The 20,947-nt window shown below is 62.3% G+C and carries 22 protein-coding genes; 12 read left to right on the forward strand and 10 right to left on the reverse strand.

The window, feature by feature from the left end; all coding sequences use genetic code 11:
• Window positions 1–17: 17 nt before the first annotated feature.
• The gene (locus tag LZ016_RS00920) at window positions 18–890 is read right to left on the reverse strand and encodes an FkbM family methyltransferase (protein ID WP_241445151.1); all 873 of its coding nucleotides are present in this window, start codon (window positions 888–890) and stop codon (window positions 18–20) included.
• 216 nt (window positions 891–1,106) lie between these two features.
• On the opposite strand from LZ016_RS00920, the gene LZ016_RS00925 reads away from it, so the two are divergent.
• The 6 genes from LZ016_RS00925 (at window position 1,107) to LZ016_RS00950 (ending at window position 5,134) form a co-directional block, all read left to right on the forward strand.
• On the forward strand, window positions 1,107–1,976 hold the full coding sequence (locus tag LZ016_RS00925; RefSeq protein ID WP_241445152.1) for a glycosyltransferase family protein: 870 nt from the start codon (window positions 1,107–1,109) through the stop codon (window positions 1,974–1,976).
• A gap of 73 nt (window positions 1,977–2,049) precedes the next feature.
• A complete protein-coding gene (locus LZ016_RS00930) occupies window positions 2,050–2,826 on the forward strand; it encodes an FkbM family methyltransferase (protein ID WP_241445154.1) in 777 nt (258 codons plus the stop codon).
• A 79-nt stretch (window positions 2,827–2,905) separates the two neighbouring features.
• The gene (locus LZ016_RS00935; protein WP_241445155.1) at window positions 2,906–3,595 is read left to right on the forward strand and encodes a glycosyltransferase family 25 protein; all 690 of its coding nucleotides are present in this window, start codon (window positions 2,906–2,908) and stop codon (window positions 3,593–3,595) included.
• The gene (locus LZ016_RS00940) at window positions 3,592–4,389 is read left to right on the forward strand and encodes a hypothetical protein (protein WP_241445157.1); all 798 of its coding nucleotides are present in this window, start codon (window positions 3,592–3,594) and stop codon (window positions 4,387–4,389) included. Before LZ016_RS00935 ends, LZ016_RS00940 begins: the two co-directional genes overlap by 4 nt.
• Before the next feature lie 53 nt (window positions 4,390–4,442).
• The gene (locus tag LZ016_RS00945; RefSeq protein WP_241445158.1) at window positions 4,443–4,853 is read left to right on the forward strand and encodes a class I SAM-dependent methyltransferase; all 411 of its coding nucleotides are present in this window, start codon (window positions 4,443–4,445) and stop codon (window positions 4,851–4,853) included.
• Window positions 4,850–5,134 (forward strand): hypothetical protein, encoded by a 285-nt coding sequence (locus tag LZ016_RS00950; protein ID WP_241445160.1) that lies wholly within the window; start codon window positions 4,850–4,852, stop codon window positions 5,132–5,134. Before LZ016_RS00945 ends, LZ016_RS00950 begins: the two co-directional genes overlap by 4 nt.
• 5 nt (window positions 5,135–5,139) lie before the next feature.
• On the opposite strand, the gene LZ016_RS15605 is transcribed toward LZ016_RS00950, so the two are convergent.
• Both LZ016_RS15605 and LZ016_RS00960 read right to left on the reverse strand, forming a co-directional pair.
• A complete protein-coding gene (locus LZ016_RS15605) occupies window positions 5,140–7,191 on the reverse strand; it encodes an acyltransferase family protein (protein WP_241445162.1) in 2,052 nt (683 codons plus the stop codon).
• 1 nt (window position 7,192) lies between these two features.
• Window positions 7,193–7,933: an FkbM family methyltransferase gene (locus tag LZ016_RS00960; RefSeq protein WP_241445164.1), complete on the reverse strand. Its 741-nt coding sequence runs from the start codon at window positions 7,931–7,933 to the stop codon at window positions 7,193–7,195.
• A gap of 132 nt (window positions 7,934–8,065) precedes the next feature.
• Between LZ016_RS00960 and LZ016_RS00965 the strand changes: the two genes are divergently transcribed.
• The gene (locus LZ016_RS00965) at window positions 8,066–9,187 is read left to right on the forward strand and encodes an acyltransferase family protein (RefSeq protein ID WP_241445167.1); all 1,122 of its coding nucleotides are present in this window, start codon (window positions 8,066–8,068) and stop codon (window positions 9,185–9,187) included.
• Here the strand turns inward: LZ016_RS00965 and LZ016_RS00970 are convergent.
• Genes LZ016_RS00970 through LZ016_RS00985 form a run of 4 tightly spaced genes read right to left on the reverse strand, consistent with a single transcriptional unit; the run spans window position 9,184 to window position 13,883 of the window.
• Window positions 9,184–10,278 carry a cell wall hydrolase gene (locus tag LZ016_RS00970; RefSeq protein WP_241445169.1) on the reverse strand — a complete coding sequence of 365 codons (1,095 nt, stop codon included), beginning with the start codon at window positions 10,276–10,278 and terminating at the stop codon, window positions 9,184–9,186. The genes LZ016_RS00965 and LZ016_RS00970 overlap by 4 nt on opposite strands.
• Complete coding sequence (locus tag LZ016_RS00975) at window positions 10,275–11,027, reverse strand: WecB/TagA/CpsF family glycosyltransferase (protein WP_241445171.1); 753 nt, start codon at window positions 11,025–11,027, stop codon at window positions 10,275–10,277. The genes LZ016_RS00970 and LZ016_RS00975 overlap by 4 nt, the downstream gene beginning before the upstream one ends.
• Window positions 11,017–12,483, reverse strand: a complete 1,467-nt coding sequence (locus LZ016_RS00980; RefSeq protein ID WP_241445173.1) for an exopolysaccharide biosynthesis polyprenyl glycosylphosphotransferase — start codon at window positions 12,481–12,483, stop codon at window positions 11,017–11,019. Before LZ016_RS00980 ends, LZ016_RS00975 begins: the two co-directional genes overlap by 11 nt.
• The gene (locus tag LZ016_RS00985) at window positions 12,483–13,883 is read right to left on the reverse strand and encodes a tetratricopeptide repeat protein (RefSeq protein WP_241445174.1); all 1,401 of its coding nucleotides are present in this window, start codon (window positions 13,881–13,883) and stop codon (window positions 12,483–12,485) included. The genes LZ016_RS00980 and LZ016_RS00985 overlap by 1 nt, the downstream gene beginning before the upstream one ends.
• Before the next feature lie 130 nt (window positions 13,884–14,013).
• Here LZ016_RS00985 and LZ016_RS00990 point away from each other — a divergent pair, with 130 nt between their 5' ends.
• The 4 genes from LZ016_RS00990 to LZ016_RS01005 are packed head-to-tail and all read left to right on the forward strand — an operon-like array spanning window position 14,014 to window position 18,167.
• A complete protein-coding gene (locus tag LZ016_RS00990) occupies window positions 14,014–14,637 on the forward strand; it encodes a polysaccharide biosynthesis/export family protein (RefSeq protein WP_241445175.1) in 624 nt (207 codons plus the stop codon).
• Window positions 14,638–14,675: 38 nt separating this feature from the next.
• Window positions 14,676–15,914 carry a hypothetical protein gene (locus tag LZ016_RS00995; RefSeq protein WP_241445179.1) on the forward strand — a complete coding sequence of 413 codons (1,239 nt, stop codon included), beginning with the start codon at window positions 14,676–14,678 and terminating at the stop codon, window positions 15,912–15,914.
• Window positions 15,914–17,341 (forward strand): GumC family protein, encoded by a 1,428-nt coding sequence (locus LZ016_RS01000; protein WP_241445182.1) that lies wholly within the window; start codon window positions 15,914–15,916, stop codon window positions 17,339–17,341. The genes LZ016_RS00995 and LZ016_RS01000 overlap by 1 nt, the downstream gene beginning before the upstream one ends.
• A gap of 31 nt (window positions 17,342–17,372) precedes the next feature.
• Window positions 17,373–18,167, forward strand: coding sequence for a CpsD/CapB family tyrosine-protein kinase (locus tag LZ016_RS01005; RefSeq protein ID WP_241445184.1), 795 nt, complete (start codon window positions 17,373–17,375; stop codon window positions 18,165–18,167).
• Between the two features lie 18 nt (window positions 18,168–18,185).
• Here the strand turns inward: LZ016_RS01005 and LZ016_RS01010 are convergent, their stop codons facing one another.
• Window positions 18,186–19,001, reverse strand: a complete 816-nt coding sequence (locus LZ016_RS01010; protein ID WP_241445185.1) for an EpsD family peptidyl-prolyl cis-trans isomerase — start codon at window positions 18,999–19,001, stop codon at window positions 18,186–18,188.
• An 89-nt stretch (window positions 19,002–19,090) separates the two neighbouring features.
• Between LZ016_RS01010 and LZ016_RS01015 the strand changes: the two genes are divergently transcribed.
• On the forward strand, window positions 19,091–19,348 hold the full coding sequence (locus LZ016_RS01015; RefSeq protein WP_241445186.1) for an XrtV sorting system accessory protein: 258 nt from the start codon (window positions 19,091–19,093) through the stop codon (window positions 19,346–19,348).
• A 4-nt stretch (window positions 19,349–19,352) separates the two neighbouring features.
• Here the strand turns inward: LZ016_RS01015 and epsI are convergent, their stop codons facing one another.
• Together epsI and xrtV are read right to left on the reverse strand one after the other, a co-directional pair.
• The gene (epsI, locus tag LZ016_RS01020; protein WP_241445187.1) at window positions 19,353–20,042 is read right to left on the reverse strand and encodes an exosortase-associated protein EpsI, V-type; all 690 of its coding nucleotides are present in this window, start codon (window positions 20,040–20,042) and stop codon (window positions 19,353–19,355) included.
• Window positions 20,039–20,923, reverse strand: coding sequence for an exosortase V (xrtV, locus tag LZ016_RS01025; protein WP_241445188.1), 885 nt, complete (start codon window positions 20,921–20,923; stop codon window positions 20,039–20,041). Before xrtV ends, epsI begins: the two co-directional genes overlap by 4 nt.
• Between the last annotated feature and the right edge of the window lie 24 nt (window positions 20,924–20,947).

A 20,947-nucleotide genomic window follows, 5' to 3' on the forward strand; every position in this document is an offset into this window, starting at 1 on the left:
CGCAGTTTTTCGGGTTGTTAGCCGGTCGTGGAACGTGCCTGTCCGCCTGGCATGCGATGCTTGATGGACCTCAGGAATGTCGCGACCGGTCCCAGCACCTGCAGGTTGACGTAGCCGGGAAGACGGACGTTCACCGGCCAGACGCCGCCCCAACCGGTGAAACTTTCTCTCATCTCTTCAAGGCTTTCCTCGATGAGATCGGCGGTCGCCTGCTCGAAGATATGGACGATCTGCTCCGGGGATGGCGCCAGTTCGCGAACAGCGAAATAGCGATCCGCGCGGATAGCAAAGAGCTCGACGAGGCCGGCCTGCGTCAAGCGCTGGTGCAGTGGATCGTGCTCTGAAGCAAAGCATTCGACCTGAACCACGAACTGATTGCTTTCGAAAAGGCCTTGCATCCCCTCGAGCACCTGCAGCTCATGCCCTTCGACATCGATCTTGGCGCAGATCCGGCGTCGGCGAAGGTCCAGCTGACTGTCGAGTCGGTCGGCCTTGACCTTCATTCGATTGGTGAAAGTTCGCTCGTCGTGGATCGACGTGTCTAGGACGCTGTTGGCGCCCGAAAGATCATGCACGACCCCGAAGCCGACTTCGCCCTTCCTGTCCGAGGCGGCGAGCTGATAGGCTCGCACCCGCGCGCTGCCATTGAGAGCAATGTTGTGGAGCAACTCACCGAAGGTTGTCGGAGCGGGTTCGAAGGCGTGGACCTCCAGTCCTTCCTCCGCTGAGAACAAGATCGAATACAGACCGACGTTCGCACCGACGTCGAGAAAAGTGTCGCAACCGCAATGCCGCGCCAGTTGGCGGAGCAGATAGGGCTGCAACGGCTCGTATTGCCGGGTCAGATAGTTCCGAGCGTGTGATGCCTTCGTCCACTTGGGTTGAACCATGCAGCCTGCCCCTAAACCACGGTGATTGCCCGGATTTATCGCCGACCTATACACCTACTTGGTCGTCGGGGGGAGCTGAGAGCGGCGGCGGCGAGCAGACCCATCATGAATCTACAAGAACGCTAGAAAATTGCGCGGATCGAGAGGGACCGCTGCTGGCTCGATCAGGCCAGCCGTGATAGCCGACCGGTTCCGTTCGGCAGTGTGAGTGAGGTCATGCTCGCGAGAGTCCTGAAGCGAGTGCTTGCCCAGCCGATCAAAGACCGCCTGGAAGCCGTACGAGCGAAGGTCCGCGTCCGCGAGGCCGAGCGGGCGGTTGCGAACTTCTCGCGCCCTGCCGCGCTGCCGCACGGCCTTCCTGGAGAGCTGATCATCTCCCTGACTTCCTACCCGCCCCGCTATCCGACTCTCGCAAAGACGCTGAAGAGCCTGTTGGCTCAGGATATCCGGGCGGATCGGACCATCCTCTGGCTCGAGGACAAGGACGTTCCGGCGTTACCAGAAGACGTGCGGGTTCTGACGGAAGTCGGCCTCGAGATCCGGAAGTGCGTGAACATCCGCTCGTATAACAAGCTCATCCACACGCTCGTCGACTTTCCCGAGGCCTATGTCGTGACAGCCGATGACGACGTCTATTACCCGCCGCACTGGCTGGCCGTCCTGGTCGAAGCGGTGAAGCCTGGTGAGACAGCAATCATTTGCCGCCGCGCTCACCAGCCGCAGGGCCGGAACGGCCAGTTCGGTAAGTATGCGGACTGGCGCTGGGAGATCGTGACCGATGGCGAGCTGCGCGACGATCTGTTTCCGACGGGCGTGGGGGGTGTGCTGTACCCTCCGCACTCGCTCGCTCCGGAGGTCACAGACATGGAAGCCCTCAAGCGCCTCGCTCCGACGGCCGATGACGTCTGGCTCTTCTGCATGGCCAAGCGGGCTGGAACGAAGCACCGGCAAGTCGGCGGCCGCTTTCCCCTTGTGAACTGGGAGGGATCACAGGACGTGGGACTGGAGCACGAAAACGTGCTTCAAGCGAACGACAGACAACTAGAAGCCGTCTGGCGTGAGTATTGCGCCACGCCCGGGGACTGACTCGCGTAACCAGAGGGGACCAATGCCGGCATTGCGACACAGGGCGGCCCACTTTCTTCTTCGAAAGTTGGGCATGTTCGACAGATCATATCGGGAGAAAGTCGGGGGCCGTTCCTTCGTCATCCCGATCATCAACGGCCGCAAGACTTACGTGTCGGAGCCGTGGATGTCGGAGGTTCTTGAGCGGCTTCTCGCACTGAAGAGCGGTGCCTTCATCGATGTCGGCGTCAATCTGGGCCAGACCCTGTTGAAGGTCGCCGCGATCGATCCAGACCGGACCTACGTCGGGTTCGAACCCAATCCGGCCTGTGTCGATTATGCGTGGAAGCTGATCCAGAAGAACGGCCTAAAATTCACCGTCGTCCCCGCAGGGATCACGGACCGGACGACGTTGCTCCATCTAGAGATGTTCCGCGAGGACGACACGGATCCTTCGGCGAGCATCGTGCCGGCGTTTCGATCGAACGTTGTTGCCTCCAGGTCAGTTATGGTCGTCGACCCCGAACAGCTGCCCGAAGGGACGTTGCCCGAGGAAGTCGCTGTCGTGAAGATCGATGTCGAGGGCGGCGAGCTATTCGTCTTGCGGGGGCTTCTGCCCCTCTTAAGGCGCGCTCGTCCCTTCCTTGTCGTCGAAGTGCTACCGCCGTCTGCCCCTGACCGGGTCGAACGCCAGGTCGAGCTCGAACGGCATCTCGCCGAGCTGGATTATCGCCTGTTTCGAATTCGGCGCGACGACCGCGAGCAACTCCAGACGATCGATCCGATCGAGACGCTCGGCATCCAGACGGACCTCCTCAGCTGCGACTATGTCTTCGCACCCGCGGAGCTGGCCGCTTCATTGCGGAACTGAACGGGGCGAGATCGTTGCGAATGCAGTTGTTTACCTTCACAGAGTAGGCGCTGCGCTCGGCACTCGCCGGTGGGGGTTCATGTTCTTCGACACTTTCAGGTCCATCCGCATCCTGAACCTTCCGCATCGTGCCGACAGGCGCGCCGAGATGCTTGCGGAGCTTCGGAAGTTCGGGCTCGACGGCGATCCCCGCGTGTCTTTCTTCCCGGGCTCGATAGCGAAGGAGAAGGGCAGCTTCGCCACGCCGGGCGAAAACGGCTGTTACCACAGCCACATGGCGCTCTTGAAGGACGCTGCTTCGTCGGGCGGGCCCGTGCTCGTTCTGGAAGACGATTGCGACTTCACGCCTGAGACCACTTCGTATGAACTGCCCGCCGAATGGGATATTTTCTACGGCGGCTATCAGGCGGACGAACCGGACGATCTGATCAACTCCAACATCATCGGCGCGCACTGCATGGGCTACAGCCCGAAGGCAGCGAAGATGCTTGCCGACTATCTGGACAGCGCGCTCGATCCGGACTTCCCGCCCGACGCAACCGCACTCGCTCAGGGCCATTATTCGCCGGGTGTGAAGCCGCCGTTCGATGGTGCGATCGTCTGGTTTCGCCGCGCGCACCCGGAGCTGAAGACCGTGTTCGCGCAAATCGCCATTCAGCGCTCGTCCCGCTCGGATATCGCTGAAGGTACCTTCCTCGATCGCGTGAGCCCGTCGCTCGCGGGTGTCGCGCGCAAGGCAAAGAATTGGGTTCGGAGGCGTTTTGCATGAGTGACGGTAAGCCCGTTCTCAATTCGCTTTGGGTCGGTAACACCCTCGGCTTCGTCGAGCGGCTATGCCTCATGTCGGCGCTCGGCACGGGCCATCACTTCAAGCTTTATTCCTACGAGCCCGACAAGCTTCAGGGCGTGCCCGACGGCGTCGAGCTGTGCGACGCGGCGGAGATCATGCCGCAGGAGAAGTTGATCTCTTATTCGGATACCGGCGCCGTCGCTCTCGGAGCCAACTTCTGGCGCTACAATTTGCTCGCCAAGGGACATGGCCGCTGGGTCGACATGGACCTGATCTTCCTGAAGCGTTTCCCGGTCGAGTCCGAATATGTGTTTGGCTGGGAATATGCCGGCTGGATCAACAATGCAGTCATGGCGGCTCCGGCGGGCTCCCCGTTCGTTGCCGATCTCCTCTCGATCCCGCAACCCAACAAGCGGCCGCCATGGTTTGGGCCGAAGAGATCGCTCCTCTTCTACCTGGAGCGGCTGAAGAAGGGCACGATCCCCCTCGAAGACATGCCGTGGGGCACCTATGCGGCCGGGCTCGTCACCTATCTCGTGAAGAAACATGAGCTCGAGCAATTCACCCTGCCGCCGCGTGTTTTCTATCCCGTCGAGTGGAAGGATGCGCGCAAGCTCTACGGGCCCGCGGAAGAGATTGAGGCCATGCTCGCCGAGGACACGCTGACGGTCCACATGTGGCACTCGAGACTCGGCGAACTGAAGCGCGCGCCGCCGCCCGCTGGCTCCTACATGGCCAAGGTCGCCCAACGGTTCGGCGTCGAGTTCCTTTAAATGGCCACTTGGGATAACTATCCCGCGTCTCTCTCTCAGGACAGCGGGGCACTGTGCAGGTCAAGTCTCTGCTCAGACAAGTTGCTGGTGGCGGCGCGCTGATCGATTTTGCGCGGAAAATTCGCTCCAGGAAAATCGACAGCTCGGCCGATTACTGGGAGGGACGCTATCGGGACGGCGGCAATTCAGGGGCCGGTTCGTACGGATGCCTTGCACTCTTTAAGGCACAGTTCCTGAATGACTTCGTTCGATCGGAAAAGGTGCAGTCGGTCATTGAGTTCGGCTCGGGCGATGGAGCCCAGCTCGAGCTTGCCGAATACCCGGTCTACACCGGGCTGGACGTCTCTCGAACCGTCCTGGACGTAGCGCGGGAGAAATTCCGCGCTCGGCCGGACATCCATTTCCTGCACACTTCGGAGTACTCGCCGATCTTGAAGCGGACCTCGTCCTCTCGCTGGACGTGATCTACCACCTGGTCGAAGACGAAGTGTTCGATGCCTACATGCAGCGGCTCTTCGATGCCTCCGCGCGCTTCGTGATTGTCTATTCGAGCAACGATAATCGTGGATTCGTCGCTCCTCATGTGAGGCATCGTAAATTTACCAAATGGGTAAGTAGTTTTCGTCGGGATTTCGTCCTGACAAAGCATCTGCTTAATCCTTACGCAGAGGAATTGGACGATGGCGGAGAAACCTCCTTCGCCGATTTCTACGTTTTCGAGCGGCGGCGCACAGATTGGGGGTAAGTCGCCTATTCGGTTCTGCTGAAGATCGGATCGAACAGCGGCGAGATTTCCTTCGCGACGCGCACGCTCAGGTGATTGTGGTCGAAGTAGCGTGGGCCTTGCGCGTCCGACACGGGGCAGACGCTCCCTCGGCATAGCCTATCCACCGGCTCGACGAAGGTGACCGGGTACTGGGCGCTCAGCCGACGGAAATAGGCAAGGATGCGGGCGTGCCTATGCTCGTAATCCTCGCGTGACACATCCTTGATCGGCGGGGCGAAGCCGAAGCGTTGCACGTAGAGGAGTTTCGGCACGTCGAACTGTGGTTCCGGAACGGGTCCGACGATGACGACTGTCTTTCCGGCCTCCGTGAGCTCCGCGACCAGGCGCGTGAAGCCGCGTTCGAAGACTTGGTGATTGCCGCCATGCGGAGCATCGCGTCCGTTTTCAGACAGGCGGATGTCGAGGTCTTCCTCGGTCGGGTTCGGCGGCTCATCGATGCGCCAGTTGGACCATCGCGCGGATAGCACGACGGTCTTGATGTCGGGGTGCAGCGCCCTGTCCAGCATCTGGGAATTGTAGTCGCCGCAGAAGCGGTACGACGGCGTCGTTGTCAGGCTGGCAACGAAGTTCGCGCTGATAGCGAAGCCGAGGCCGGGTGGACAGTCAGCCGCCGCCGCAAACAGGAAGGACGCGCGTTGCCGAAGGGCTGATGCCTCCATGGCCGTCGCCGTCACCATTGCGTGGGAATCGCCCCACAGCAGCACGTGCGGCACCGCTTTCTTGTCGCCTAGCAGGCAGGCTTTGGACGGCGGCACGATCGCATTGTCGACGCTCATGCACTCCATGTGATGCACGGACTTGTCACGCGGTGCGTTGGCCGCCGCTAGGCTCGCGGCAGGCAGACGCGAGGGAAGGCCGCTGGAGACTGCGATAGCGAGCCCGCAAATGCCCATGAAGGCCATTCCGGCGAGCGGAAGGACGACCGCAGTGCTCTTGCGCGAACGCCGGACCGGGTCTTCGACAAAACGGAGGGTGAGAAGCGCAGCGCCGAGACTGAGCAGCGAGAGGATGAAGCCGGATGTTGGCGAGATCTTCCCGGCCGCGAGATAGGCACCGAACGCCAGCGCCGGAAAATGCCAGAGGTAGAAGGAGTAAGACGCGCGCCCCACGGCGACGAGCGGCGCCGTTCGCAGCAAGGCCGAGCCCTCGTTCCCCTCGTTGTGACCGCTGAAAATCACCAGAGCGGTGCCGAGGACAGGCGGCACTGCGGTCAGTCCCGGGAAGGGCATTGTGCCATCGTAGACGTACACGCAGGCGCAGATGATGATCAGGCCCGCGAGCGCCGTGACTTGGCGTATCATCCGGCTCAGTTCGATCTTCGGGCTCGCCGCGAGCAGGCCGCCGACCATCAGCTCCCAGGCCCTCGTCGGAAGCAAATAGAAGTTGGCGCCCGGAGCGTGCGTCGTGGCGTAGATCGACAGCGCCAGGGAAACGGCCGCGATGACGGCGATGACGGTTCGGATGCGGATCCTGAACCAGACGAGCGCCCAGAGGAGCAGCGGGTAGAAGATGTAGAATTGCTCTTCGACCGCGAGCGACCAGGTGTGCAGCAGCGGCTGGACGTCCGCGTGCGCCGCGAAATAGCCGACTGATTTCCAGAAGTAGAAGTTCGACCCGAACAGCGAGACGCTGAGGAGCGACTTGCCGTAGCTCACGAGTGTGTCGGGGTCGTAGGCCAGAAGCGCGACTGCGGTGCTGACCGCCAGCACAAGCGTAAGCGCGGGCAGGATGCGCCGGATGCGCCGCTCGTAGAAGCGGCGTATGGAGAACGTCCGGTCGTGGATCGACCGCAGAAGGATCCCGGTGATCAGGAACCCGGAGATGACGAAGAAGACGTCGACGCCGATGAAGCCTCCTGAAAAGCCCGATATCCCGGCGTGAAACAGGACGACTGGAATGACGGCGATGGCCCTGAGGCCGTCGATGTCCGACCTGAAATCATGCGTCGGAGTAGGCGGCCGGACGAAGGAACTGGTCGGTTCCTTGTTCGGCTCGGACTTGGCCGCGATGTCCACTTCAGCCTTCCGGGTTGGCCGGAGCGAAATGGTCGAAGGAAATGAATTCGGGACGCAGGGCGGAGCCGCGCTGCGCGAACAGGATATCGACCTGGACCAGGTCGACGCCGTTCGGCCTGCTAAAGCCCGAAATATCGAGCGGAACGAAGCCCTTCGAGTCCATCGCGTTCAGGACCTCGAGCATCGTCGGCGCGCCCTTGTTGTAGGGCAAGAGCGCGACCTCGAGCTGGATCAGCTCGCAGCGCGATAGCGTTTCGGCTCCGCCGGCGAGGATTTCGAGCTCAGCGCCCTGAACGTCCACCTTAAGGAAGAGCGGAGCGGCAAAGCCCTCCGCCAGCTCGTCCAGGGTCCGCGTAAAGTATGTCCGCTCCTTTCGCGGAGCGTTGCTCTGCTCCGGGAAGTAGGAGGAGCCCGTCTCCATCTCGTAGAAGGTCACTTCGCGGCCTGCGGTCGACCCCAGCACGGCGGAAGCGAATGAGACGTTGTCCAGCTCCGTGCAGATCGCTTGCAGGCCGGCCGCTTTGCCATCCTGCGCTTCGACCATCAGGATCGGCGCGTCCGGAAAGAGGCGATGCGCAAGCCGCGTCCAATCGCCCTGATAAGCGCCGACGTCGATGATCCCGGCCGGCCGGAAACCTTTTGCGATCAGCCGCCGATAGGCCGCTTCCTCGTCCGACAGAGCGGATTCGTGTCCAAGAACTTTGGTGAGAGCACGCTCGACTTTGCCGGGAAGGATCGACATGCCCTTCATCTAAGACGCGAATTTCCGAGGCGGCAACATTTGTCTGCTCGACTGACCATGATTGGAACAGGGCGAACTCATCTGCAGTCTGCGGGTTGCTGCCGTGGGGCCGTTCACTAGAGTGCGGGGCAAATGTTCGAGACGCCTGAGATTGTAACTTCAACCACTTCAGGCTCGCCGCGGCGCGGTCCGGCGGAAGTCCTGTCTATTCAATTCCTGCGCTTCGTCGCGGCCTTCGCCGTCGTGATCTTCCATTCGCAGCAGGCGCTCACCAAGGGTGCGCCCGGAACGCTCGGTTATTGGTTCGAGCTTGGCGCCGCGGGCGTCCACGTGTTCTTCGTCATTAGCGGCTTCGTGATCATGCACACAAGCTTCGGCGGAACCGACGTGGGCATGCCGACGAAACGCTTCCTGTTGCGGCGTTTCGTCCGAATCTTCCCGATCTACTGGCTGTGCTGCGCAGCGTACGTCGCCTACCATCAGTCCTTCGGCACTCCGTACGAGTTGACGCCGCTGCAGTGGCTGGGAGCGTTCCTGCTTCTGCCCGTGCAATCGTCCGCGATCATCGGGCCGGGATGGACGCTCTCGTACGAGCTCTATTTCTACATCTGCTTCGCCGCGTTGCTTTGGCTGCCGGCGCTCAGTGCTTTGCTGGTCCTGACCGGATTCTTCGTCGGTTCGATCGCCTTGGGGGTACTGGTCGGCTTTACCGGTCCGCTCGCGATCGGGACGAACCCGCTGATCCTGGAGTTCTGCGCGGGCTGCTGGCTCGGCTATTTCTTCGCCCGGCGAAAGGTCGGAACGCGACCGTTGGGATTGAGCCTGGTCGCGATTGGCGTTGTGATGTTCATTCTCGGAGCGCTGATCGACTACCGAACGGTGCCGCTGTCAGTGATCTGGGGAATTCCGAGCATCCTGCTAGTGACCGGATGCTTGCTGTTCGAGCAGGCGGGGCCGCTGCCGAGGTTGCTGCGGCGCCTAAGCCACCTCGGTGACTCTTCTTACGTCCTGTACCTCATCCACATCCTGTGCATCACCATCGTGCTCGATATCGGGTTCGATGCGCTGGTTCCGATGGCGCCGATCGACAGCGTCGTTGGCGCAATCATTCTCTCGATGGTGTGCGCGGCGCTGGCAGCGGCGATCTTTCACTTCATCGAGAAGCCAATGCTCAAGTGGCTGCGCCGCAACGTCGTGGACCGCTTTTCCTCGCGGCGGCCGACGCCGTCTTCAGTGGAAGCGTTGAACCCCTAGCAGCCGCTCCTGCCGCCCTGCGAGCGGACGTTGTTCGCGGACAGCGGTCGCAGATGGTTCGAGGAACTGCCGGTGTTGCAGCTTTCCTGCTGCTTCTTGGCCGGCCGTGTCTCGGTCGCTGCGGGCGCGAGGCCCGGTCCATCGAGCAACAAGGAGCCTTTCGATGCATCGGCGGCCAATTGCGGCTTGGCTTCGACCGGCGTTACCAGTTGACCGCCCGGCGCCTGAAGCGCGTCGGGATCGGGCGTCGAGATGATTGGATCCACGGCGTTGTCCGCCGCGTCCAGCGCAACTTCCACGGTCGCGGGTGAAGGCGGCGCGGGCTCGTTCCCGGCATATTTTTGGGAAAAAGCCGAGCTCGATCCGAGGCCGTTCTTCAAACGATAGAAGATGTGTCGGCCGATCTGCACCGACTTGTCCAGGGAGTCCGCCCAGTAGGGCAGCACGAAATCGGCGTGATAGTGCGTTGCGTGTCCAACCGGCGCGAAGACTTTTCCGGCAAGCGCCTGCTCCGCAAGCTTCTGCGCCTGCTTCCACAGCGAGGGCACGGGAACCCGGGCGAGCGAGCCGTCGCACGTGAACGTGAACTGGCAGCCGGTGACGCGATCCGAGCCTTGGTAGACGACCCCGCAGACACTCGAAGGGTAGGCGGGATGACGCATGCGATTGAGCACAACCTGGGCGACGGCGCGCTCGCCATCGGCGCCCTCGGACGCAGCCTCGTAATAGACCGCCTGCGTCAGGCACTCGAGCGCGCGCTTCCGACTGACATCGTCCGCCTTCAACTTGAAAGCGGCGGCGGCCGTATCGGGGCGCCCTGAGAAAGCGCGCTCCGCATTCTCCTTCATCGCTTCCTCGGGCGAAATCGGACGCAGCAAGTCGGGCGGCGGAAGGTTGAGGCTCATCGCCGAACCGTTCGAGGCTTCCTGCACGCTTTTCTTCGAAGGCAGCTTGATTGTGGCCGAGCGGCCGTCGCTGAAGAGCATCAAGGCGGCAATTGCGAACGCCAGCAGCGCAACGAAGATGCCGGCCAACGCCCAATGGCGCTTATGCCGGAGGACCGACCATTGCCCTACAGGTTCGATCTTCACACGGCACTCCGCCGCCAGCGATAGGCGAGGACAAAAATGGCCGGACCGTCGACCAGATAGCGCTTCCACAGACGCCGGGGATTGGTGAGTAGCCGGTGAGCCCATTCCAGGCCCAGGCGCCGGGCCAGGACGGGCGCTCGCTTCTGGTCGCCCGTCAGGAATTCGAGCGCAGCCCCGATGCACAAGGCGAGCCCGCGAGCGCCGTCTATCTTCGCCGCCTCTGCGGCAATCAACTCCTGCTGCGGCGATCCGACGCAGATGAAGGCGAAGCGCGCCTTGGAGTTGGCGATGAAATTGGCTGCCTCTCGTCGGGCCGCGGGATTGCGCATCAGGCCCATCGGGGGACAATGCTGCACGAATTCCACGTGCGGATATCGCGCCTGGAGGCCGCGCAGCAGGCTGTCATCGCCACCGATGACCGCCAGCCGGTCGCCGCGCGCGATCACGCCCTGGAACATCAACTCGACCAGATCGCTTCCTGGGATTACGGGCAATTCGAGATTGCGCCACTTAGCCAGGCGCGCGAGCACCTTGCTGTCGCAGACGCATAGGTCGGCATCGCGATAGGCTTCGGCCAGCTCCGGGATCTGTTCGCCCTGCTTGTGCAGCCGGACCATGTGATCGACGTTCGGCGTGACGAGATACTGGTACTTGCTGTCCGCGCTTACGCTCGCGACGCGGGAGACCAGCGCGTCGAGCGCCAAGACATCGAAGCCGACGTCCAGAAAGCTCTCACGATTAGTAGGCATCGCGGTCGAACAGCACCGCTCGTGCCGTTGCGAACAGGATACGGACATCCAGCCATAGCGACCAGTGATCGATATATTGCTTGTCGAGCTCGACCCGCCGCTTGGCGCGATCGATGGTCCGGATCTCGCCGCGCAGGCCACGGACCTGTGCGAGGCCGGTAATGCCCGGCTTCACCCGGTGGCGGCCGGCATAACCGCGCACGGCGTCCTGATAGTAATGGTCGCCGACACGCATCTCGAGCGCGTGGGGCCGCGGCCCCACCAGCGACATGTCGCCACGAATGACGTTCAGAAGCTGCGGTAGCTCGTCGATGCTGAGCTTGCGCAGGACGCGGCCGACCGGTGTTACGCGCGGATCGTCTTTGGTCGTCGTCGCGCGGGCGCCAACGTCCGTCATGTCCGCGTACATCGTGCGGAACTTGTAGACGTTGATGACCTCGTTGTTGAAGCCGACGCGCGGCTGCACGAAGAGGATCGGACCCGGGCTCGACAGGCGCACGAGCAGCGCCGCGACGCCTATGACGGGCGCGAGAAAGACCAGAGCGATGCCGGCGATCAGCAGATCCTCGCCGTGCTTCACGAACTGGTTGATGTCCCGGAACGGCCGTTGCCACAGGTTGAGAACGGGCAGGGAGCCCAAGAGGTGCACCTTGTAGTCCGGTGCAAGCTCGATCGCTTCCGCAGGGATCAGCGAGACGTCCACGGACACCTCGCTCAACCCGTCCACGATGTCGTGGAGGCGGGCCGGCGGCAGGTTGGGAACGCTGATCAGCACCTGGTCGATCTCGCCGCGCCGGGCGAGCTCCGCAAGCTGCTCGTAGCCGCCAAGGAACTTTAAGTCTTCGAGAGCGCCGACCTTGGGGCGATCATCGGCGACACCCACGAACCGCAAATGCGGGAGCTCGAGACCATCCAGAAGCCGCCTGATCATCTTGAGCGACTGAGGGTCGGCCCCATAGAAAGCGATGCGCTGCTCGATTGCTCCTCGTGCGGCCAGCCGATCGAGGTAACGCCCGATCAAGGGCCGCGAGATCCCGAGCGTCGAGATCATCGACGCGAGGAACAGCAAGCTGACCCCGCGGGAGTAATTGTCGATCATGCCGAACTGCCAGACGAGCGCCGAGGCGACCAGAGTGGCGACGATGGCGTCGACGAACACTTCGCCGTCTCCGTCGACGAGGTCGACCAGCGTTCGGCGGTACGCCTTCCTCGACGAGCGGATCAGCAGGAACGTCGCGGCCATGACGGCGAATGCGAAAACATGGACCGAAAGGATCACTCGCACGCCGACCAATTGATCGTACGCGAATAGCGCCATCGGAGCACTGATCGCCAGGCAGATCAGGTCCGCGGCGAGGAAAATCGGCCCGACAATATTCGACGTGAACCGAACGCCGGGCTTGGAGGCGCGCTTTGGCACCTCGACTGGAGCGGCTGCGTTTTCAGCGCCCGGCATCAGATGAACTCTCTGGCAAGCGACACGTCGCGCTGCTGCGCAAACTCGGCATCGACGCTCTGGACGCCCTGCGGACCCTGGGTGCGGGCGACATGGGCACGAAGGGCTTCATACAGTTCGAAGTTGGCCGGGATGTCGTGGAACGCATTCCAGAGTGTCCTGTCGAACTGACGGGCATCGCCCGCCGCCGCATAAGCATTGGCGAGCACGAGACGATCGCGCCCGGACTTGGGCATTACGCTGATCAATCTCTGCGCGTCGGTGATGGCCGCTTTTGCCTGCCCGGACCTTATTTCCAAGTTAATACGGCCTCTTAGGGCCGTAACATGGTCCGGCTCCTTCTCCAGGATCGTATTGAACAGCTGCTTCGCTTCGGCCTGTTGTCCTGTTTGGGCGAGGTAATCTGCAATCACGGCGTTCAGGCTCATATTCGCAATTGTCACCGGGAGTTTCGGTGCATTTCCGACCAAGGCCGCCGCATCCTCCGGATGGCCCACGGTGTTGAAATAGGTGGCAAAGGCGAGCTGCTGGTCCGGCGTGGCGTCGGCCGCCGCCTTCCGCGCCGCCGCGACCGCTTCGGGAGTCTTCCAGCGAGTAGCCCAGATGCGAAGGACCGCCTCGACATCGTCGGGCGAGGCATCGCGATTGAGGTAGGGCTCCGAAAGGCGCTTCGCGGCCTCGAGGTTGTTAGCCCGGAAAGCCGCGTCGATCGCGGTATATCCCGCATCGCGATCCTTGGGATTGAGCTGCGCGACCTGGCTCGCGGCTGTCACGACAGCCGGCCAGTTCGCGCTCCTTTGCTGGATTGCGACCAGCGCCTTCAGTGAACCGATGTCGTCGGGCTTGGCCTTCACCTGGCCTTCGAGCAGCGTAACAGCCTCGTCGCGCTGGCCCATGGTTAGGAGGATCCGCGCCTTCAGCAGCTTCGCGCTCGGATCGTAGGGGTAGGCCTGAAGGAGCGCATCCGACTGCTTGTTGGCCTCGTCGAGGTCGTTCCTGCGAAGCGCGACGTAGCCGTAGGCGAGCTTCACAGCTGGATGTTCCGGAACGAGCAACTCCAACTGGCGGGCGTGCTGCTCGGCCATATCGATGTTGCCGCTGAGCAACGCCAGCTGTGTCATTGTTCCCAGGACGTCGGCGTTCGTGCGGTCCAGCTCATGCGCTCGCGTGAGGGCGTAATAAGCATCCGGATAGGCCCCGAGCTTGAGCTGAACCTTGCCCAGCTCGTTCCAATAATCGGGGTCGTCATCCTGCGCGGCGACCAGCTTCAGCAGGGCCGAGCGAGCCGTCTTCAAATCGCCCGCGGCTATCGCGGCCTGGTAGTCGCTGAAGGCGGCGCGAGCGCGCGATTCCGACGAATTGCAGCCCGTCAGCGCAAGCGAAAGGGCCGTGGCGGCCATGCAACAAACCGCAAAAAACGGGCGTCGAAACTTCATAATTTGAATATACTACTCTGCGAGTTATCTCTTTGTAACCTAGTATGGCCACGGGCGGGGCACCTCACGTGCGCTTCGGGCGAAAGGATCCTTGGTGCGTAAAGTCTTGATTTCGATCCTCAGTATTCTCCTGATTTCGCTTTCGTTAGCCCAGCCCGCGGGCGCGCAGACGCGTCCCCCCGTGCCACAAGCGCGAGCCGCGGTTGCGGTTCCCGGACCCGCTTACCGGATCAATCCGGGCGACGAACTTGAAATCCTCGTATGGGGCGACGAACGGCTCCAACGCTCGGTTCGCGTGCTCCCCGACGGTACATTCGCGTTCCCGCTGATCGGCCAGGTCGTCGCCGCGGGACAACTGCCGGCGGACCTCGAAAGGGTGATTTCAGCAGCCCTGCAGCCGCAATATCGCGGACCGGTTCCGCAGATCACCGTCAGCGTTAAGAATCCCTCCGGCTACCAATTCTCGGTAGTGGGGAAGGTCAAGGCGCCCGGGACCTACACGCCTGGACGCTACGTGAATGCGCTGGAAGCGCTTAGTATCGCCGGCGGACCTTCGGAGTTCGCTTCGATCAATGGCGCCAAGATTCTTCGCAAGAACGGTCAGCAGATCCAGACCATCCGGCTGCGCCTGGGTGACGCCCTCAAGGGCGACAGCACCGCGCTTTCGGAAAACGACGTTCCGTTCATCCAGAGCGGGGATACTTTGGTGGTGCCCTGATGAGATCTTTTCGCAGTCAATGTCTTGCCGCCACGGCCGTGGCGCTCTTCGCCGTCACCAGTCCGGCCGTTGCGCAAGACACTGAAACGCAGCAGCCGCCTCCGCAGCAGCCGAACGCGAGCGTCGATGCGGAGGACTTGACCCCGACGCGTACGCTCAACTTCATCGATTTCACGGCGGGCCTCGGATATTCGTCCAACCCGTTCCTTCGTGTCGTCGATGCGGAAGGATCGTTCTTCGGCCGGCTTTCGGCGCGAGGCGTGCACACTTGGCGCGGAGAGCACAGCAGCACGAGCATTTCGGGCTTCGTCGAAGGGTCGACCTACTTCAACAATTACGGGCTGGAGAGCCTGTTCACGCTCGACGCGAACCACACTCAGCAAGTCAGCGAGAAGGTCAGCATCTTCGGATCGGCCGGCGTTAGCGGCGACCTTTCAGGGCAGCTGAGCAACAGGTTCCTCAATGCCACGCCACCGGGACCAGATCCCACCGTGCCGCTGCCGCCCGGCGGGGTAACCGATCCCAATCTCTTCTCGTTTACCGGCCGCCAGTATCGCGTCTACGGGCAGGGTGGCGCGTCCATTCGGACGAGCGAGCGCGGATCTCTGACGATTTCCGCAGGCGCTCAGCGTTACATGTACACTGCTGACGTGCTCAACGATTACACGACGGTCTTTGGCACGGTCGCCTACGATCACTCACTATCCGAGCGTACGACGGTCGGTTTCAGGCTTTCGGGCGAGCACACCGAATACCAGAATTCTTCCGACAGCTCCTCCATTGTCAGCCCGGCGATCACTCTCAACACAAGGCTAAGCGAGGAATGGAGTGCGTCAGGCAGCGTGGGCGTAAGCTTCACGAAGGTCGATCGAGGCGGGAACAGCGACACTTCGACTGATCTCGCGCTCAGCGGGTCGCTTTGTCGCCAGACGCTCGACGATCGCCTTTGCGCCAACGTCCAGCGTTTCTCTCAGACCTCGTCGCTGGCCTCGATCCTGACCACGGACACGATCGGCCTCGATTGGTACAAGAAGATCGACGAGAAGAGCAGCTTGCAACTGTCCGCCGGCTATTCGCACTACGAGGACAAGCAGACGGACGAACTACTGAAGTCGGATTACTTCCGCGCGGGAGCGAGTTACGATCGTCGCATCAACCCGCGCTTCTCGGTCGGCGCCGAGGTCAGCGCGCGAGCTTACAACCAGCCGGGTCCTAACCCAGATAACGATTACAGCGGTTCGCTTTTCCTGCGATACCGCCTAGGCGACCTGGGATGATGGAAACCACCACTATTGAACGCGCCGAAAGTGGCGGCGGAGCGTGGCTGATCAATCACCTGCCGACGATCCTTTGGCACCGGCGGCTCTACGTGATCATCTCGTTCGTGGTCTTGTTCCTGGCCGGGCTGATCACCGCGTTCACGCTTCCTACGCTGTATCGCTCCAGCGCCACGATGCTCGTGGAATCGCAGGACCTGTCGACGGACGTCGTCGAAGCTCCGGGCGCCGGCAAGATCGAGGAACGCATCGCCAAGATCCGCGAGCGGGTTCTCAGCCGCGGCGACCTCATCTCGGTCATCGAGCAGAACGATCTTTACCCGACGGAGCGTCGGTCGAAGCCGATGTCCTATGTCGTGGACAAGATGCGCAAGGCGACCACTGTCGGCGCGCTGTCGGGCGACATCGGCTCCGGCGGCGACAACAAGAGCGACGTCATCGCGATCAAGATGGACTACGACTATCCCGACCCTGCGAAGGCTCAGGCGGTCATGCAGGCCTACGTGACGCAGTTCCTGCGCATGGACAGCGAACAGGTCGAGGATCAGGCCAACCTGACCGTTCGTTTCCTCACCGATCAGGCCAGCAAGCTGCAGTCGCAGATCCAGGCCGTCGAGGGCCAGATCACAGCGCTGAAGGCCAGCAATGGTTCAGCGCTCGCGAGCGCCGGCGGGCCGGCCTTCGTCGACACGGGCAGCTACACCGCGCAGATTGCGAACCTGGAGAACCAGAACCGCCAGCTGCTGTCGCAGTCCAACGGGACAGGCGGGGATTCCGCGCTTTCTCAGGCTGAGGCGGCTCTGGCTGCGGCTCAGGCGATGTATAGCGATTCCCACCCGGACGTGATCGCTGCCAAGGAACGCGTGGCGACGCTTCGGCGCGCCCAGGGTCCGGGCAGCGTGGGTCCGAGCGCCTCGGTGCAGGAGCAGATCAGGGCGAACAATGCCGCCATCGCGCAGCTGAATGCCGCCCGGAATGCGGCGGTCGGCCGCGCGAACGCTTCCATGGCCGGCCAGGCACGAGCGCCGGCAATCATGGAACGGGCGATGCAGCTGGAGAATCAGGCGAACACCCTGCGCGCTCAGTACAAGACGATCGCGGACGATCTTTTGAAGGCGCAGAGCGGTGCACGCCTGGCAAACGAGCAACGCGCTGAACGCCTTTCGCTGGTCGAGCCGCCGAACCTTCCGGACACGCCGCACTGGCCTAACCGTCCGATCGTGATCGGCGCCGGCGCAGCCGCGGGTCTCGGCTTCGGCCTGCTTCTCGCGCTTCTTATCGAATTGCTGAACCGTCCGATGCGCAGCCCCGCGCAGCTTCAGGCCATGGGACTGCCGGTTTTGGGCGTCGTACCCATTCTTCAATCCAAGCCGGGTAAGAAGCGTTTCTCCTTGCTCAGAAGAAAGAGAGAGCCGCGACTTGCATAACCCTCTTCCTGACGCTTCAGGAGCGGCGCAGTTGAGCGACGCGCCTAGCTCTCTATCGGTGACTCCAATCCCGACGCGCGATGCCGCGATCGAGATCCCCTGGGACTCGGCCATGGCCAAGTCGCGGGGCATCTTTGGCTTCGACAGCATGGATGCGCGGTCGCGCAGCTTCAACATGATCCGCGCCCGCTTGCTCGAACTTCAGGCGAAGCGCGGCTGGCGCATGATTGGCGTGGTTTCCGCTACGCCAAGCGTCGGCAAGTCGTTCATCTCCGCTAACGTGTCAGCCGCCCTGAGCCGCGACCCGCGCTTCGAGACCTACGTCGTCGATCTCGACCTGCGTCGCGGCTCGCTCAGTGGCTTCTTCGGCATTGTGCCGGAGCGCGGCGTGACCGACTACCTCGAAGGCCAAGGCAATGGCGAAGCGCCGTCTGCCTACCGCCTCGAGGGCGAGCGGTTGCTGATCATGCCGACCACGGCCGGACGTATTCACTCAGCCGAAATGCTGGCAAGCGAGCGCGCGCAAACCTTGCTTCGCTCCATGCGCGTGTCGTCCGAGAAGAACCTCTTCATCTTCGACTTGCCGCCGGTGTTCGCCAATGACGACGCGGCGACGGTGATGGCGCGCCTGGACGCGTACATCGTGGTCGCGGAGGAAGGGAAGACGAAGCAGCGCGAGATCAACGACGCCGTAAGCTTGTTGGGCGAGGGCCGGCTCGCTGGGGTCATCCTGAACAAGTATCGCGGCGGCGTCGTCAGCGAAGGCTACGGCGTCGACGACTATTACGCCGCCGGATACGGTCAGGTGGATTCCAGCTCCAAGTAAGTAAGGGCTCGGCGACGATCACTTCGTCGCCGGCGCATATCCTTCCTTGTATTCGATCTTGGCGGCCTGTTGCAGGCTCTTCAGCCGATCCTGCATCAGCTTCGCCGCCTGCTCGCGCCGTATGGCCGCAACGGCGATGGGACGCGCCTTTTCGCCAAGCAGCGGCGCCGGTTCGCGCGACGTGATGACGCTCGCAATCATTTGGTCGCCGACGGGCACCACGAAGGGCTCACCCGGCGTGCTCGTCTTGATCTGGCCGTACATGTTGTGCGGGATGACCGCCGTATCGAGGCGGTTCTTCTGGCGTTGGAATTGGATGCCCGCGGCCGTCAGCACCTGAACGACCTCGTCGATTGACTTCGCCTGATCGAGCTTGGCCTTCACGGCGGCGTCGGTCGGCGTCTTGAACCGCACCTGGTCCAGGTTCCACTGCTCGCGGTTCGCGAACATCTCCGGCCGCGACGCTTCGAAGTTCTGGACCTGCTGCGGGGAGGGCAACTGTGCCGTGTCGATCTGGCGCGACGCGTACATGTTGATCAGCAGATCTTCGTTCATGCGGCGCTGGCGGTTCAGGAAGTCCGGCGACTTGTCGATGCCGTCCTTCTTCGCCTGCTGAGCGACCAGCCTGCGATCGACGATGGCCTGGAGTACCCGCGCACGTGCATCCTTCTGGCTCATGCCCTCCGGAAGGCGCGCGCTCGCGAGCTCCGCGTTGAGTTCGGCGGCGGTAATTTCCTCACCGTTCACGACTGCAACCGTCTGGCCCTCAGCCTTCTTGTCGCAAGCCGATGACAGCACCGCCAGCCCGAGTGCCAGTATGATTTTGGTACGCACTTCCGACCCCCAACCATTTGAAAATGACGCTGTTACCGGCCATAGCAACAGAATTGATACCGCGCCACGAGGTTTCGCGGAGGGGGAACATGGAAACTGTCTACGACTGGGTCACTGTAGCCATCTTTGCAGGACTGGTCGTCCTGTTCATGCAGCGCTCTACCTCGGAGGAAGTGCAGCACGAGCATGACTCGCTGCTTCTGTATCTGGGCGCGGGGCTCGGCTGCGCGGTTGCCAACTACATAGGCAACAAGGGGCTGCACCTGATCGCAGTGCCGTTGATCATCGCGACGCTCGCCTTCATCGTCTATTATCTCCGGCCGTTCAAATCCTGGCCGAAGAGGTGAGGCCCTAGGCCATCAGCACGCGGCGAAGCTGTGGCGAGATCGACTGCATCATCGACGTGATGAAATCGTCCATCCCGGCGAGTGCGCCCGCGCGGTCTTTTCCAAGGGTCGAGACGCGGACCATCACTGCGTCGGGGATGACACGGCGAAGATTGTCCATCGCCACGGCCAACCTCTGCTGACGCCACGTCGTGGGCAGGTGATCGCCGATCCGCGTCCAATACAGGAGCTGTTCGGTGCGGTTGTCGCTGCTGGCCGACAGGCTCATCGCCGGGATCGTGCCCCACGGCAGCTTGATCATGTGCGGCTCAATGTCCGACAGGCGATAGCCGCCAGCCGTGTAGCAAATCTCCGGCCGATGGATCTGCAGGATGCCGGTCTGGCTGGCGCTCTGCGCAATGAGCAGCATCATGCCGAGGCCGTCATCGCGCGCATAGACGCGCGTCAGCAGCTGGCTGTAGATGGCGCGCGAAAGCTGGTCCTCCGGAGGCACGACCAGGCCGCTGTTGGACACGAAGGTCCAGCGGCCGAGCTTCTTGGGAAGAACGTCCTCGAGCTTGGCCTTGCCGAGGTAGTCCACGTTGCGGTTCGGCTGGCGCGCGGCCGCGACCCCCGCCGCGGATGCGAAGGCGAGGCCGAGCGCGAACTTGCGCCGCGTAAGCTTCGTCGCCGTCAGGTTATCCGCTTCGCTCACTGCGCCGCCTTTGCCGAACGGAGGTGAAGCAAGCGGGTGAAGATGCTGTCGATGACGAAGACAGCCAACAGCGCTGCCGAGAACATGGTCAGTCCCGCGAAGTCATGGAGGAAGCCCTGGCCAGCCGATTCACCGAGATAATAGGTGATCAAGATGAGGATCAGGACGCGGATGAAATTGGAAAAGACCGCAATCGGAATGACCGCGAGGGCGATCATTACGAAGGCCGCGAAATTCGTCCGATGCCTCAGGTAGCCATAGAACAAGCAAATGGCCGACAAGCTGATGATCGAGTTGAGGCCGGCGCAGGCCGCCGCGACCAGCAGCTCGTACTGGGCGATCTGGATGGTCACCCCCGAGCTCGCGATGGGATAGCCCAGCGCGTAGAGCAAGGTGACCGCCCATTCGGAGATGGCGATCTTGATCGGCTGGGTAACGGCCGCAACGACTGAATCCGGAGGCGGAAGGGCAAGTGCCAGATAGATGAGCGGGAACCAGATCGAGCGGATGAAAGCGCCGCCGAAGAGCATGTAGGCGCCCACGATGAGGGCGCCGTACATCGCAAGCGCTTCGATCTCCAGAATGCCGGTGATCCGCGCGAGGCAATATATGCTCAGGAGAATTCCAAGGCCCAGGATGCCAATGACCAGGTTGCCAGGCTTCCGCTCGGCCGGACTGGTCTTGATCTCCCGCCACAGCAGCCACAGGCCGGTGGCGAGCACGATCGGCCCATGACCGCCTTGTTCGGTGGTCCAATTGAACTCGCCGACCTGGAACATGGTCGGAACCGCGAGGATTGCCGCGCCGACAAGCAGTACGATGTCCGCCAGGGTAAGCGAACGGAAGAGACTGACCTGGGGTCTCGCTCGGGCTAACAGCAAAAGGATACCCCTGGAATCGTCACA

Source organism: Sphingomonas telluris (assembly GCF_022568775.1).
Lineage (GTDB): Bacteria > Pseudomonadota > Alphaproteobacteria > Sphingomonadales > Sphingomonadaceae > Sphingomicrobium > Sphingomicrobium telluris.